We start from the raw sequence: 14,787 nt of genomic DNA, 5'->3' as shown, positions 1-14,787 counted from the left end.
GCACGACGGCGACGATCCCCCGAGGGCCTCACCCGGGGGATCGTGCGGACCATCAGGCGCAGGTGTAGCCGGACGGCGTCTGCGTGTTCCCGTTCGGCCGGGTGACCTGGAAGCCGAAGCTGGTGCTGGCGTTCGGCGCCAGGGTGCCGTTGTAGCCGGCGTTCCTGGCGGTGACGGTCTGCCCGCTGACGGTCACGGCGGCGTTCCACGAGCCGGCCAGCGTGTGCCCGGGCGGCAGCGTGAAGGTGACGGTCCAGCCCGAGATGCCGGATGTGCCGGCGTTGGTGACGGTCACCGGTTGCACCACGTACCCGTTGGGCCACTGGTTCTGCACGGTGCCGGCGGCGGTGCAGCCGCCCCCTCCGCTGCCGCCCTCGGCCGTGGTGAACGTGGTCGTGGGCGAGTTGCCGGACAGGTTGCCGGCTCCGTCACGCGCCCGCACGTACACCACGTACTCGGTCTCGGGGGTCAGCCCGGTCAGGGTGATGGAGTTGGTGGTGGTCGTGCCGAGCTGCGTGTCGCTGGCCCCCTGCTCGCGGTAGACGTTGTAGCCGGCCAGCCCGCTCCCCCCGCTGTCGGTCGAGGCGGTCCACGTCAGCCTGGCGGAGCCGGCGGTGACGCTGCTCGACGACGGTGTGCCCGGTGTGCTCGGCGCCGTGGTGTCGTCGCTGCTCGAGCCGTCGTCGAGCGCGTCGTGCACGGCGTTGTAGGCGGGCTTCTTCTGGTAGTTCTCGTCGTAGATCAGCGCGGCGCCCTGTCCCTGGAACGTGTCCGGCACCCACGAGTACTTGTCGGTGAAGCCCCAGATCGTCACACCCGCACAGGCGGTGACGGCCAGGCAGGCGTTGACGGCGTTGCGGTAGTAGGTCGCCTGTGTGGCGTCCTTGGAGGAGTCTCTGGGCATCTGCATGCGGATGTCCAGCTCGGTGATGCGCACCTGGACGCCGAGGGCGGCGAAGCGCTCCATGTTCTGCTGCAGGTCGTTCGGGAAGCCGTACTGGATGGCGAGGTGCCCCTGGATGCCGACGCAGTCGACGGGCACGCCCTGCTGGCGCAGCGACCGGACCAGGTTGTACATCGCGGTGCTCTTGGCGTTGACGCCCTCGACGTTGTAGTCGTTGATGCACAGCCGGGCGTCGGGGTCGGCCTCACGCGCGGCCCTGAAGGCGTCGGCGACGAAGCTCTGGCCGAGCGTGTTGTACCAGAACGACGAGCGCCAGCCGCCGTTGTCGTCGAATATCTCGTTCACCACGTCCCACGAGACCACGGCCGGGTTGTCGGCGTAGCGTCCGACGACCTCGGCGATGTGGTTCTCCATCGCCTCGCGCATGGCGCCGGCGCCGAGGTTCTGCACCCAGCCGGGCGTCTGGCTGTGCCACACGAGTGTGTGGCCGTGGACCTGCTGGTTGTTCTGGGTGGCGAAGTTGACGATGGCGTCGGCTCCGGAGAAGTTGAACTGGCCCTGGTTGGGCTCGGTGGTGTCCCACTTCATCACGTTCTCGGCGGTGATCTGGTTGAACTCGTTGGCCGCGATGTTGCGGTACGCGGTCTCGTTGGACAGCGGGCTGGTGGCGAGCGCCGCACCGATGAACTTGCCCCGGCTCTGCGCGTGCGCCCGCAGGGGCGCCGACGCTTCGGCCGAGGTGACGGGGAGGAGGAAGGTCAGGAGCATCCCCACCAGGGTGAGGGCTCTGATGAGCGAGGACGGACGCACGGACATCTACCTCCGGAGGCAGGCACTCGGTTCCGAAAGTTTTCGACCCGGACAGGATCGCACCGGAGACGGTATGGACATGCGCCCATGCGGTCAACGCCAAGCCCGAGCCCGCCCTAAAGAAGCAGTTGGGAGGCAGAAATTATCGGAAGGAGTGTGAAACTTTCATCATCCGGAGGCGCCGCGCACCGAATCCCGGTCGTCACGGCATCAGGCAACCTTCCCCGATCGCGCCGCTCCAGAAACCCCCGATCGGCCCATTGTTCCTGGTCTAGCGTGACGTACCTACCGGTCGGTACAGTGTTTCCGGAATAATCGTCCACTGCGGGAGTTCTGCGCATGTCTCTTTCGCACGCCCAGGCCCAGGACCAGCTCACCGGCCCCGGCCAGCTGTTCGAGATCGAGGAGATCGGCGACACCGGGATTCGCACCTGGAAACACGCTCCAGGACACTTCCGCGCGCTCCTGCAGACGAGCCGGCTCCACGGCGAGAAGGACTTCCTCGTCTACGAGAACGAGCACATCACGTTCGAGGAACACTTCCGCCGCGCCGCCACCCTCGCCCGCCGCCTCGTCGACGATTACGGCGTGCGCAAGGGCGACCGGGTGGCGGTGGCCATGCGCAACTACCCGGAGTGGGTGATCTCGTTCTCCGCGGCGCTGGCGGCCGGAGCGATCGCCGTACCGCTGAACGCCTGGTGGACGGAGGCCGAACTGGCCTACGGCGTGCGCGACTCCGGCGCCAAGGTGCTGATCGCGGACGGTGAGCGCGCCGCCAGGCTGGCCTCGACCGGCGTGCCCATGATCGTCGCCAGGGGCGAGGCGCCGGAAGGAGCACGCCCGTTCGCGGAGGTGCTCGACGAGGTCGCCGCCGGCGCCGAGCTGCCCGACGTGGAGCTGTCCCCCGAGGACCCGGCCACGATCTTCTACACGTCCGGCACCACGGGCAGCCCCAAGGGCGCCCTGGGCAGCCACCGCAACCTGGGCCAGTCACCCATGACCGTCGGGTACGGGCACATGCGCGCGCTCGCCATGGCCGGCAAGGACCCGGCCACCTCGGTGGGCACCCGCCGGGTCACCCTGCTGACCGTTCCGCTCTTCCACGTCACCGGCTCCTTCTCGGCCCTGACCACCTCCATGTTCAGCGGCGGCGGCCTGGTGCTCATGTACAAGTGGGACCCCGGTCAGGCGCTGGCCCTGATCGAGCGGGAGAAGATCACCGGTATGATCGGGGTGCCCACGAACGCCTGGCAGCTGATGTCCCACCCCGACTTCGGCACGTACGACCTGTCGTCCCTGACCAGCCTCGGCTACGGCGGCGCCCCCGCCCCGCCCCGGCTGCTGGAGCGCATCGGCGAGAACCTGCCCGACCGCGCGCCCTCCAACGGCTACGGCATGACCGAGACGACCGCCCTGGCCATCGGCAACGGCGGCGCCGACTACCAGGCCAGGCCCGACAGCATCGGCCGGCCGCTGCCCGTGGTCGACGTGCGGGTGGTCGACCCGGCGGGCGGCGAGCTGCCGCCTGGCGAGGTGGGCGAGCTCTGCGTCCGCGGCCCCAACGTCATCCTGGGCTACTGGAACAAGCCGGAGGCGACGGCACAGACGTTCATCGACGGCTGGCTGCACACCGGAGACCTGGCCAGGATCGACGAGGAGGGGTTCGTCTACATCGTCGACCGGGCCAAGGACATGGTGATCAGGGGCGGCGAGAACGTCTACTGCGCGGAGGTGGAGGCGGCGATGTTCGAGCACCCGGCGGTGGACGACGTGGCCGTGATCGGCGTGCCGCACGACGAGCTGGGCGAGGAGGTCGGCGCGGTCATCCGCCTGGCGCCGGGCGCCTCGGTCACGGCCGGGGAGCTGCGGGCGTTCCTCACCGGCCGGATCGCCACGTTCAAGATCCCGGTGCACGTGTGGTTCCGCCACGGCGAGCTGCCCCGCAACCCCGGCGGCAAGATCCTCAAGACCCGTCTGCGCAGGGAGATCCTGGGAGCCTGACCGGCCCGCCCGGCCGCCCTCCTCCTGAGGTGTCCGGGCGGCGCTCCCGATCACGTCCGTCGCCGGGCACCGGCCTGCGAACACCGACGTGACGGTCATCACAGAGTCAGCGTTCCCGCACGTGGTGACGCCCTTCCCGAGCCCTCTCGCACGCCTGCTTACCTCGCGCGTAATCGCGGCCCCTATCCCGTGGCTGACATCGTTCACGTGTCGCACCGACCACTGGAGGAGCCGAAATGACCGCCCTGACCGTCACCACCGACCGGACGAAGTTCCTGCGTCTCGTACTCGCGTCCGACGCCGTCGTCACCGGCGGCAACGGGCTGCTCTACCTGGCCGCCGCCGCCCCCGTGAGCAGCCTGCTCGGCCCCGACGCGGCCCTGCCGCGCGGCATCGGCGCCTTCCTCCTCGTGTACGGCGCCGCGGTCGGCCTGCTGGCTAGCCGCCGCACGATCAGCCCGGCCGCCACCAGGGCGGTGATCGCCCTGAACATCATCTGGACCCTCGGCAGCATCGCCGCCGTCGTCACCGGGGCGCTGGACCTCACCACCGCCGGCGCCGTCTGGGCCATCGCCCAGGCACTGCTCGTGGCCGTGTTCGCCGAGCTCCAGATCGTCGGCCTGCGCAAGACCCGCACCACGTGACCAAGGAGAAGACCATGACCCTCGTGGAACGTTACATCGCCGTCTGGAACGAGACCGACCCGCAGGCCCGCGCCAAGGCCGTGGCCGAGCTGTGGACCGAGGACGCCACGTACACCGACCCGCTCGCCGACGTTTCCGGGCACGCCGGGATCGCCGCCGTGATCGAGGGCGCGCAGGGCATGTTCCCCGGCCTGGTGTTCACGCCCGGCGAGCTGTACGACGCCCACCGCCACCTCGCCAGGTTCACCTGGCACCTGGGCCCGGCGGACGGCGAGCCGGTGGCGGTCGGCTACGACGTGGTGGAGCTGGCGGGGGACGGCCGGATCCGCAAGGTGCTCGGCTTCCTCGACAAGGCACCCGCCGCCTGACCCGACGCCCTCGAGGCCCCCCGGCTCCGCCGGGGGCCTCCCGGCTCCGCCGGGGGCCTCCCGCGTGCTCCAGAGAGCCGGCCCCAGAGAGCCTGGCGCAGAAAACGGTTTGCCGGGCCAGCACGTTCGCCGGACAATTCACTCTCGTGCCCGCTGGAGTGAAACGTTTCCTTCGTCACCTCTCCCTCGACGTGAGTCCGCTGCGCGACTCCCGCGACTACCGCCTGCTCTTCGTCTCCGGCGTCATCACGATGTTCGGGACGCTCATCACCATGGTGGCGATCCCGTTCCAGATGAAGGAACTGACCGACTCCTACCTCGCCGTCGGGCTGGTGAGCCTGGCCGAGTTCGTGCCGATGGTGGTGTGCGGCCTGTGGGGCGGGGCCATGGCCGACGCGCACGACCGCCGCACGATCATCCTGTGGAGCGAGGTCGGCCTGCTGGTCACCTCCGGCGCGCTCATGGCCAACGCCCTGCTGCCCGAGCCCCAGGTGTGGGTCCTGTACGTGGTGGGCGCCGTCTCCACGGGCATCGCCTGCCTGCAACGGCCCAGCATGGAGGCCGTGTTCCAGCAGGTGGTCAGGCACGAGCAGCAGGGCGCCGCCGCGGTGCTGACGAGCCTGCGCTGGAACTTCGGCGCCATCGTCGCCCCGGCGCTCGGCGGCCTGCTGGTGACGACCTACGGCTCGGCCGCCGCGTACGGGATGGACACGCTCACCTTCGTGCTGTCGCTGCTGCTGCTGTGGCGGATCCGGTCGCTGCCGCCGGCCGAGGACGCCGCGCCCGCGTCGCTGACGTCGCTGGTCGCGGGCATGCGTTACGCGATGGGGCGCAGCGACCTGATGGGCAGCTACCTGGTGGACATCGCCGCGATGGTGTTCGCGATGGCGACGGCGCTGTTCCCGTTCCTGGCCGACGAGCTGGGCGCGCCCCAGGCGCTGGGGCTGCTGTACTCGGCGGGCGCGGTGGGCGCGCTGATCGCCTCGCTCACCGGCGGGTGGACGGCACGCGTGCAACGCCACGGCCTCGGCGTGATCATCGCCGCCGGGCTGTGGGGCGTCGCGGTCGCCCTGGCCGGCCTGGCCACGAACGTCTGGCTCATCGTCGTCTGCATCGCCCTGGCGGGCGCGGCCGACATGATCAGCGGCATCTTCCGGATGACCATGTGGAACCAGACCATCCCGCAGGAACTACGCGGCCGCCTGGCGGGAATCGAGCTGCTCTCCTACGCCAGCGGCCCGATGCTGGGCAACGCCAGGGCCGGCCTGATGGCCAGCCTCGGCGGCACCCGCTTCTCCCTCGGGGCCGGCGGCCTGCTGTGCGTCGCCGCCGTCCTGGGACTGGCCGCCGCCCTGCCAAAGTTCCGCAGGTACGACGCCCGTACGGACGAGCACGCCCTGGCGGAAAAAGCCCGCAGGGGGTCGGCCGCCGAGAAGCCCACCGAGGAACACACCGAGGAAGCCACCGCCCAACCAGCCACCACACGACCGAGCCGCCACCCAACCGGCCCACCGCCTGGCCCACCACCCAACCAGGACACCGCCTGACGAGCCCGCCACCTGACCGGTCCGCCACCTGGACCGGTCGGGCCCGCCTAGCCGGGCCGCCGCTCCGCCTTGGCGAACTCCCGCAACGCCTCGGCGTCGGAATAGACATCGGTGACGTAGTGACCCACCCATTCCTCGATCCCCGCGAAACGGCTCCCGGCGACCAGCCGCTCCCCCACCCGCGCCGCGTCCAGCGGCGTGGACCGCAGCGTGACGGCCCCGGTCTCACCGTCGAGCAGCGCCCAGTGCGCGCCCTCCCGCCCGTACGGCATCCCCACCGACCCCGGGTTGACCACCAGCACCCGATCGGCCAGCCGCACGAAAGGCATGTGGGTGTTGCCCAGCACCACGGTGGCGGCGCCCTCCCCCGCCAGCACCTCGCCCCACCGCTCCAACGAGCTGTCCACGAGGATCATGTCCTCGTCATGCGCGGCGTGGCGTGCACGAACAACGTCTCCCCCAGGCGCCCCAGCTCGACCACCTCCCGCTCGGGCAGCCCGGCCAGCAACACGACCTGGTCGTCCCGCAACTGCTCGGCCGCCCACTGGGAGACCGCATATTCGCTCGTCTTCCCCCGAACCGCCTCCACCAGCTCCCGGTCGGCGTTCCCGCTCACCCACAGAGCCCGCTCCCCCAGCGAGACCAGCAGGTCGAGCGTCTCAACCGGCATCGGCCCCGCCGCCATGTCACCCGTGAGCACGATCAGCTCGGCGGCGGCAACCTCGGGCTCGGCCAGCACGGCCTCGAGCGCCGGCAGGACCCCATGAATGTCGGACAACACGGCTACACGCATGCGGCCACTCTGCCGCCGGCCGACGACGAGCGGGGGCACTGTTCGCACCGGACGAACAACCAATGCGGCATGTGTGCGCCCGTTCACCTGGCGTGAGCACATTAGATTGGTAGCGTTGAGCCATGACTGCCGAAGCGGTGATCGAGATGTCGTCTTCCTCGCTGCCTGACTGGGTCTTCCCCCCTCCCGAAGGTTTCTCCGCTCAAGACCTCGATCACATTCCGGATTTGCCTGCGCACACAGAGTTGATTGACGGAAGCTTGGTCTTCGTGAGCCCCCAAGCGTCCTTCCATATGCGTGTCACCTCGCTCCTCGAGAGCGAAGTGCGTCGCGCGACACCGGTAGATCTCAGGGTGCGCCGGGAGATGAGCGTCATCCTCGACAGGGACCAGCGCCCCGAGCCGGATCTCTGTCTCATCTCCGCAACCGCCGAGGAGCACGCCGAGCAGACCTTCTATCACGCGAGTGATGTCCTGCTGGTGGCGGAGGTAGTCTCACCAGAGTCCAGAACGCGCGACCGCCAGCGCAAGCCGCAGCTCTATGCGAGCGCCGGCATCCCCCACTTCTGGCGCATAGAGAATCAGTCAGGCAAAGCAGTCGTCTACGCGTACGAGCTGGACCCCGCCACCAAGTCCTACGCCCTCACCGGAATCCACCACGACCGGCTCAAGCTGACGATCCCCTTCGACCTCGACATCGACCTCGATGCAATCGACCGCATCTGAGCCTCAGCCCGCCTCCCGCCACCCCTCGTACCGCGCGACCAGCTCGTCCACCTTGGCCAGCGTGCCGTCGTCCATGCCTTCGACGACGACGACCAGCCACTGGGCGTCCTCGGCGTCGTCCTCCCCGGCCAGCGTCTCCCGCACCACCCGCGGCACCCCGAGCGAGGCAAACCACTCCCCCAGCGTCTCGGCGACCTCTTCGGCGTCATCCCGCTCGCCGAACACCAGAAGCACACTCATAGCCTGATAGTCGCATCCGGCACTCTGATCCGCGAGCGTGTACGGCTGTTCACACGGCATGAGCGCACTACATCGGTGGCGTCAGGCAAGGACCGGCACGACGCCCCGCCGCGCCAGCCCTCCGGAAACCCATTCACCCGCGGAGCTGGGCACCGACGCGGTCGGCCGCCATCGCCACCGCCGCGTCCCGCGCCTCCGTGGTCTCCTCGACCGTCAGGGTCCGATCCGCCGCACGGAACCGCATCGAGTAGGCGAGCGACTTGTTGCCCTCGCCCACCTGCTCGCCTTCGTAGACGTCGAACAGCCGGATCGACTCCAGCAGCTCACCGGCGCCGTCGCGCAGGGCCGCCTCGACGTCTGCCACCGGCGTGAAGTCGGGCACGATCAGCGCGACGTCCTGGGTGGCCACCGGATAGGCGGATACGGGAGGCGTCTCGACAGGGCCCGGCATGGCCGCCTCGAGCCGCGACAGCTCCAGCTCCATCGCCGACGTGCGGGCCGGCAGGCCGTAGACCTCGATGACCCGTGGGTGCAGCTCGCCGGCGTGTCCCACCAGCGTGTCGCCGAGGTAGAGGGCCGCGCACCTGCCGGGGTGCCACGGCTCGTGCTGGTCGGCGCTGATGGACAGCTCGGCCCGCGCCTCGGCCGCCACCAGCCGGGCGGCCTGCACAGCGTCGGCCCAGGAGACCTGCCGGCCGGCACCCCACCAGCCGGACCGCTCGAACTCGCCGGTCAGCACGACCGCGACGCGCAAGGGCTGGTCGGGCAACGCCGCCTCGATCGGGGCGAGCTCCTCGGCCGTCGGCCGGCGCCCCACCCCGAGCACCGGCGCCGCCTCGGGAGCGCCCTCGCGCGGCCGGTAGACCGGCCCGCTCTCGAACAGAGCCACGTCGGCGAACCCGCGCCCGACGTTGCGCACCAGGGTCTTGAGCAGCCCCGGCAGCAGCGTCGTGCGCATCAGCGGCTCGTCCTCCGACAGCGGGTTGGCCAGCCGCATGGCGTTGCGGCGCGCGTCGTCGGCGGGCAACTGCAGGTGGTCGAAGTCGGCGGCGCTGACGAACGGGTAGCTGAGCACTTCGACGTAGCCGCCCTCGGCCAGCGCCCTGCCCACTCGCCGGCGCAGCCGCTGGCCCTCGGTGAGCCCGGCGCCCGCCGGGGCGGCGGGCAGCGCCGACGGCAGGCTCTCGTAGCCCTCCAGCCGGATGACCTCTTCGGCCAGGTCGTTGGGGTCGGTGAGGTCGGGCCGCCACGACGGCGGCGTCACCGTGATCATGTCGTCGCCGGTGACGGCCAGCTTGGCCGCCAGCTCGCCGCCGGTCACGACCCCGGTCGGGTCGACACCGCCCTGGCGCACGGCGGCGTCGTCACCGTCGACGACGACGCAGCCGACCTGCCGCAGCCGCGCGACCACGGTCTCCTTGGAGTAGGTGGTGCCGGCCACGGCCCCGGGGTGGCCCGACGGGATCGCGATGCGCGCCGGCGACACCTCGGCCTCGGCGTGCGTGACGCCGGGCTGGATGGCGGCGCCGCCCAGCTCGGCCAGCAACTGCACGGCCCGCCACGAGGCGACGAGCGGCAGCTCACGGTCGACGCCGCGCTCGAACCGCTTGGACGCCTCCGACACGAGCCCGTGCCTGCGGGACTCGCGGGAGATGCCGGTCGCGGAGAAGTGGGCGGCCTCGATGACGATGTCGGCCGAGCCGTCGGAGATCTCGGTCTCCAGGCCGCCCATCGTGCCCGCCATCGAGATCGGCCCCGACTGGTCGGTGATCAGGATGTCGTCGGGGTCGAGCTCGCGCACCACGTGGTCGAGCGTCTCCAGCCGCTCACCTGGCCGGGCCCGGCGCACCACGATCTCGCCGCTGAGCTTGCCCCGGTCGAACGCGTGCAGCGGCTGACCGAGCTCCAGCATCAGGTAGTTGGTGATGTCGACGGCCAGCGACACGGGACGCATGCCGGCCCGTGCCAGGCGTACGCGCATCGAGAGCGGGGTCTGCGCGGCGGGGTCGAAGCCGCGCACCTCGCGCAGCACGAACCGGTCGCACGCCGTCGGGTCGGCGATGGAGGCGGGCCACGACGGCCCGGTCTCAGCGGGCGGCACGACGTCTGCGGGGTCGCGGAAGGCCACGCCGAACGCGGTCGCCGCCTCGCGCGCCACACCCCTGATCGACAGCGCGTAGCCGATGTCGGGGGTGATCTCCAGCTCGATCACCTCGTCGCGCAGGCCGAGCAGCTCGACCACGTCGCGGCCGATCGGGGTGCCGGCGGGCAGCACCATGATGCCGTTGTGGTCGTCGCCGAGCCCGAGCTCGCGCTCGGAGCAGATCATGCCCTCGGACATGCGTCCGTACGTCTTGCGCGACCCGACCTCGAACCCGCCGGGCAGCACCCCTCCGGGCAGCACGACGGGCACCCGGTCACCGGCGACGAAGTTGGTGGCGCCGCAGACGATCTCGCGCGGCGTCGCCTCGCCCGTCTCGACCTTGCAGTGCCTGATCGGCTTCTTGAAACCGGTCAGCTCCTCGATGGTGAGCACCTCGCCGACCACGACGTTCTTGACGTCGTGGCCGTGCGAGATGATCGACTCGAGCTTCAGCCCGGCGGCCGTGAGCTTGTCGGCCACCTCGTGGGCGGTGACCGCTGGGAGATCGACATACTCCCGCAGCCAGGAAAGCGGGACCTTCATCAGATCTCCATTCCGAACGGGAGGGTGAAGCGCACGTCTCCCTCGACCATGTCACGCATGTCCTCGGCGTTGTGGCGGAACATCAGCGTGCGCTCAATGCCCATGCCGAACGCGAACCCGGAGTATCGCGACGGATCGACCCCGCACGCGATGAGCACGCGCGGGTTGACCATGCCGCAGCCGCCCCACTCGATCCAGCCCTCCGACTTGCAGGTGCGGCAGGGCGGATTGCCGGGGGTCGCCGAGGCGCCGCGGCAGACGAAGCACTTGAGGTCCATCTCGGCGGAGGGCTCGGTGAACGGGAAGTAGTTGGGGCGGAACCGGGTCGAGATGCCCTTGCCGAACATCACCTCCGCGAACCGGTCGAGCGTGCCCTTGAGGTGGGCCATCGTCAGACCCTCGTCGACGGCCAGCCCCTCCGTCTGGTGGAAGACGGGAGTGTGGGTGGCGTCGAGCTCGTCAGTGCGGAACGTCTTGCCCGGCGAGATCACGTAGACCGGCAGCTCGCGCTGGAGCAGCGCGCGGATCTGCACCGGCGAGGTCTGCGTGCGCAACACCATGCCGGACTCCGTGGAGCCCACGAAGAACGTGTCGTGGTCGGAGCGCGCCGGATGGTCCTTGGCGATGTTGAGGGCGTCGAAGTTGAACCACTCGCCTTCGAGCTCGGGCCCTTCGGCCACTTCGTAGCCCATGGCGACGAACGCGTCGGCGATGCGCTCCTGCAGCGTGGTCAGCGGGTGGCGGGCGCCGCGTGGCCGGCGGTCCCACGGCAGGGAGACATCGACGCTCTCCTCGACGAGCACGCGCGCGTCGCGCTCGGCCTCGAGCTCGGCCTGGCGGGCGGCCAGCGCCTCGTTGATCGCCTTACGGGCGGTGCCGACACGTTTGCCGGCCTCCGCGCGGGCGGCCGGCGGCAGCGCGCCGATCTCCCGGTTGGCCAGGGCGATGGGCGAGCGGTCACCCGCGTGCGCCAGCCTGGCCTGCTTGAGTGCGTCGAGGTCGTCGGCCGCCTTGATCGCCGCGACGGCGTCGGCCTCCATGCGGGACACCTCGTCGGCATGCAACGGTGTCACCTCGACGGGGTCGTAGTCAGACAAGAGTGAGCTCCGTATCCAGGGCTTGAGCGGAAATGAGTCTAGTGGGACCCGCCCACCGGGCCCGAATCGCTCGCTATGGAGTCGCGAAGTCAGGCGTGCCGGTGGGCACGGTAAATCGGAACTCCGCCCCGCCCTCGGGGGCGCGCTGCACGGCGATCGTGCCGCCGTGCGCCTCGACCAGGCCTTTCACGATGAACAGGCCGAGCCCGGTGCCGCCACGCCTGCGGCTGTTTCCGCCACGCCAGAACTGCCTGAAGACGCGCGGAGCCAGCTCGGGCTCGATGCCCTCGCCCTCGTCGCGCACCGACACGCCAACTCCCCATCCAACGGACTCGATCTCTATGGTCACCGTGCCGCGCCCGTGGCGCAGCGCGTTTTCCACCAGATTACCCAGGATCTGGTCGATCTTGTCCTGGTCGAGCCACATCTCCGGCAGGTGGTCGCCGACGACCAGGCGGAACCGGTGTTCGGACTCGCCGGACGCCACCCGCCCGGCGATGAGCCTGCGCACCCTGGCGGGAAGGTCGACGACCTGCCGGCGCACCTCCAGCCGCCCCGACTCGATGCGGGAGACGTCGAGCAACTCCGTGATGAGCCGGGTGACGCGGTCGGCGTCGTTGTTGACGGTCTCGAGCATCACGCGCTTCTGCTCGTCGGTGAAGCGTGTCCACTTGGCCAGCAGGGTCGCGGTGAAGCCCTTGACGCTCGTCAGCGGCGAGCGCAGCTCGTGGGCCACCGTGGAGACCAGGTCGGCGCGGCTGCGCTCCAGCCGGGCCCGGGCGCCGCCGTCTCTGAGGGTGATCGTGACGCGCTCGACCTCGCCGCCGCGCTCCGGCTCGCGGATGAACCGGGCCGTGACGTGGAGCTCCTGGCCGCCCGGCAGGTGCAGCGGCCGCTCCGGCACCCTGCTCCGCGTGCGCAGCCCGCCCTCGGGGTCGAGGGCCTTCCACCAGTCACGCCCGTCATGGTCGCGGAAGGGGAACACGTCGGTCATGTGCCGGCCGACCGCGCGCTCCATGGCGATGCCGGTGAGGCGCGCGGCGGCTCGGTTGACGGCCACCACGCAGCCATTTCGGTCGGCCACGATGAGGCCGTCAGGGAGATCGTCGATGGCTATCGTGCACGCGGCGGCCACAACGCGCCCGTCGGTGTCTGCCCCGTGCACGACCTCGCCTCCTCCGCCTACATCGCCGACAATAGCGGGTTTCCCGCCGCCTAGGGCACTCGCTGAGCCCTGGCGGAAGAGTAAAGGCACACCGCCGCCGCGGTGGCCAGGTTGAGACTTTCAGCCTGGCCGTAGATGGGCACCCTGACCACATCGTCCGCCTCGGCGAGGATCTCCTCCGGCAGACCCCAGGCCTCGTTGCCGAAGATCCACGCGGTGGGGCCGGACAGATCGACGTCGTCGAGCGTGCGCTTGCCCGTGCCGTCTGCCGCCAGCACGCGCAGCCCCCGCTCCTTGAGGTGACGCACGGCGGCGCCCACCGGAGCACCGATGACGACGGGAAGATGGAAAAGACTGCCCGCGCTGGCGCGTACGCACTTGCCGTTGTACGGGTCGACGGAGGCGTCGGTGAAGATCACCGCGTCGGCCCCGGCGGCGTCGGCGGCGCGCATGACGGTGCCGGCGTTGCCCGGGTCGCGCACGTGCGCGAGCAGCGCCACCAGCCGGGGCGTGCCCACCGGGGCCTGCTCCAGGGGGACGTGCACGAGCCCGCAGACCGCCACCAGCCCCTGCGGGGTCACGGTCTGGGAGAGCTCCGACATGACCTCACCGCTGGCCCGGTGCACGGGGACGCCCTTGAGAGTGGCCTCGATGATCAGCTCGGGGTGGCGCAGCTCGGCCTCGGCCGTGGTGAACAGCTCAAGGGTCACGCCGTCGAGCTTGAGCGCCTCGCGTACCGCCTGCGGCCCTTCGGCCAGGAATTTACGGTCCTGCTCCCTGAAGGCCCGCTTGGTGAGCCGCCGGGCCGCCTTGACCCTCGGCGACCGCACGTTGGTCAGCTCGGACCCTGCCATGCTCCCCCCACGCCCTAGCCCATGTCCGGTGGACCGCAGCCCGCGGCCCGCCGCAGTCGCGCCGATGCACGATGGGCGCGTCCATGGTGGACCGCGTCCGGCGATCCACCGCGGGCACCGCTTCGTGCACGCCCGCAGTGAGCCACGTCCGGCGACCCGCCACAGGCACCGCTTCGTGCGCGTCTACAGCAAAGGGCCCACCGTCATCGGTGGGCCCTCGTTCAAGCAACTGCCTCAGCTCGCGGCCGGAGCGTTCACGTCGGCCGGGAGCGCCTTCTTGGCCGCCTCCACGAGCGTGGCGAAGGTCTGGCTGTCGTTGACCGCGAGGTCGGCGAGAATCTTACGGTCGACCTCGATGTTGGCCAGGCGCAGACCCTGGATGAGGCGGTTGTAGGTCAGGCCGTTCTGGCGGGCGGCGGCGTTGATCCGCTGGATCCACAGACGGCGGAACGCACCCTTACGGTCCTTGCGGTCCCGGTAGGCGTACGTCATCGAGTGGAGCATCTGCTCCTTGGCCTTGCGGTAGAGACGCGACCGCTGGCCACGGTAACCGCTCGCCCTCTCGAGGACGACCTTGCGCTTCTTCTTGGCGTTGAGCGCCCGCTTCACGCGTGCCATGATTCTTCTCCCCGGGGGTTCGCGCTACTTGGCGAGCAGCTTCTTGATCTTCTTGTGGTCGGCGTCGGAAAGGACGACCTCGTTCTTGAGACGGCGCGTCAACGTGGACGACTTCCACTCGTTGTAGTGCGCGCGATTGGCACGGCGACGCTTGATCTTGCCGGTGCCGGTGAGCCGGAACCGCTTCTTCGCACCGCTGTGCGTCTTCATCTTCGGCATGTCGCCGTCTCTCCTCGTTTCGGTCGTGCCGCTGGCCGGGCCGGTGCTGGCCGACCCGGTCGCGGCGTCTTCGTCTGCCGGTGGCTTGGCTGGGGTCGCGTTCGTAAGGCTAACCC

General features: G+C 70.3%; 15 protein-coding genes. 5 read left to right on the top strand and 10 right to left on the bottom strand.

Going from position 1 to position 14,787, the window contains the following annotated elements; genetic code table 11:
• Positions 1 to 52: 52 nt before the first annotated feature.
• Entirely contained in the window at positions 53 to 1,720 is a 1,668-nt protein-coding gene (locus tag E1294_RS01005) for an endo-1,4-beta-xylanase (protein WP_132503702.1), read from the bottom strand.
• A gap of 333 nt (positions 1,721 to 2,053) precedes the next feature.
• Here E1294_RS01005 and E1294_RS01000 point away from each other — a divergent pair, with 333 nt between their 5' ends.
• From E1294_RS01000 to E1294_RS00985, 4 genes are all read left to right on the top strand, one after another.
• Positions 2,054 to 3,715, top strand: coding sequence for a class I adenylate-forming enzyme family protein (locus tag E1294_RS01000; RefSeq protein ID WP_132503701.1), 1,662 nt, complete (start codon positions 2,054 to 2,056; stop codon positions 3,713 to 3,715).
• Between the two features lie 236 nt (positions 3,716 to 3,951).
• Complete coding sequence (locus E1294_RS00995; RefSeq protein WP_132503700.1) at positions 3,952 to 4,359, top strand: hypothetical protein; 408 nt, start codon at positions 3,952 to 3,954, stop codon at positions 4,357 to 4,359.
• 14 nt (positions 4,360 to 4,373) lie between these two features.
• Positions 4,374 to 4,727: a nuclear transport factor 2 family protein gene (locus E1294_RS00990; protein ID WP_132503699.1), complete on the top strand. Its 354-nt coding sequence runs from the start codon at positions 4,374 to 4,376 to the stop codon at positions 4,725 to 4,727.
• 146 nt (positions 4,728 to 4,873) lie between these two features.
• Positions 4,874 to 6,274 carry an MFS transporter gene (locus E1294_RS00985; protein WP_132503698.1) on the top strand — a complete coding sequence of 467 codons (1,401 nt, stop codon included), beginning with the start codon at positions 4,874 to 4,876 and terminating at the stop codon, positions 6,272 to 6,274.
• 47 nt (positions 6,275 to 6,321) lie between these two features.
• Here the strand turns inward: E1294_RS00985 and E1294_RS57005 are convergent, their stop codons facing one another.
• The gene (locus E1294_RS57005) at positions 6,322 to 6,690 is read right to left on the bottom strand and encodes a metallophosphoesterase family protein (RefSeq protein ID WP_220447487.1); all 369 of its coding nucleotides are present in this window, start codon (positions 6,688 to 6,690) and stop codon (positions 6,322 to 6,324) included.
• Positions 6,687 to 7,067 (bottom strand): metallophosphoesterase family protein, encoded by a 381-nt coding sequence (locus E1294_RS57000; protein ID WP_220447486.1) that lies wholly within the window; start codon positions 7,065 to 7,067, stop codon positions 6,687 to 6,689. Before E1294_RS57000 ends, E1294_RS57005 begins: the two co-directional genes overlap by 4 nt.
• A 122-nt stretch (positions 7,068 to 7,189) precedes the next feature.
• Here E1294_RS57000 and E1294_RS00975 point away from each other — a divergent pair, with 122 nt between their 5' ends.
• Entirely contained in the window at positions 7,190 to 7,792 is a 603-nt protein-coding gene (locus tag E1294_RS00975; protein ID WP_246082741.1) for a Uma2 family endonuclease, read from the top strand.
• 3 nt (positions 7,793 to 7,795) lie between these two features.
• Here E1294_RS00975 and E1294_RS00970 read toward each other — a convergent pair whose 3' ends face one another.
• From E1294_RS00970 to rpmI, 7 genes are all read right to left on the bottom strand, one after another.
• Complete coding sequence (locus E1294_RS00970; RefSeq protein WP_132503697.1) at positions 7,796 to 8,032, bottom strand: hypothetical protein; 237 nt, start codon at positions 8,030 to 8,032, stop codon at positions 7,796 to 7,798.
• Between the two features lie 133 nt (positions 8,033 to 8,165).
• Complete coding sequence (locus tag E1294_RS00965) at positions 8,166 to 10,718, bottom strand: phenylalanine--tRNA ligase subunit beta (RefSeq protein WP_132503696.1); 2,553 nt, start codon at positions 10,716 to 10,718, stop codon at positions 8,166 to 8,168.
• Complete coding sequence (gene pheS / locus E1294_RS00960; RefSeq protein WP_246082750.1) at positions 10,718 to 11,758, bottom strand: phenylalanine--tRNA ligase subunit alpha; 1,041 nt, start codon at positions 11,756 to 11,758, stop codon at positions 10,718 to 10,720. Before pheS ends, E1294_RS00965 begins: the two co-directional genes overlap by 1 nt.
• 130 nt (positions 11,759 to 11,888) lie before the next feature.
• A complete protein-coding gene (locus E1294_RS00955; RefSeq protein WP_132503694.1) occupies positions 11,889 to 12,980 on the bottom strand; it encodes a sensor histidine kinase in 1,092 nt (363 codons plus the stop codon).
• 50 nt (positions 12,981 to 13,030) lie between these two features.
• Positions 13,031 to 13,834, bottom strand: a complete 804-nt coding sequence (locus E1294_RS00950; RefSeq protein ID WP_132503693.1) for a TrmH family RNA methyltransferase — start codon at positions 13,832 to 13,834, stop codon at positions 13,031 to 13,033.
• Between the two features lie 234 nt (positions 13,835 to 14,068).
• Complete coding sequence (gene rplT, locus E1294_RS00945; protein ID WP_132503692.1) at positions 14,069 to 14,452, bottom strand: 50S ribosomal protein L20; 384 nt, start codon at positions 14,450 to 14,452, stop codon at positions 14,069 to 14,071.
• A gap of 24 nt (positions 14,453 to 14,476) precedes the next feature.
• Positions 14,477 to 14,671 (bottom strand): 50S ribosomal protein L35, encoded by a 195-nt coding sequence (gene rpmI, locus E1294_RS00940; protein WP_132503691.1) that lies wholly within the window; start codon positions 14,669 to 14,671, stop codon positions 14,477 to 14,479.
• Between the last annotated feature and the right edge of the window lie 116 nt (positions 14,672 to 14,787).

The sequence above is a fragment of the Nonomuraea diastatica genome, assembly GCF_004349015.1.
In the GTDB taxonomy this organism is placed as follows: domain Bacteria; phylum Actinomycetota; class Actinomycetes; order Streptosporangiales; family Streptosporangiaceae; genus Nonomuraea; species Nonomuraea diastatica.
This window is presented reverse-complemented; position numbering and strand designations above follow the sequence as displayed.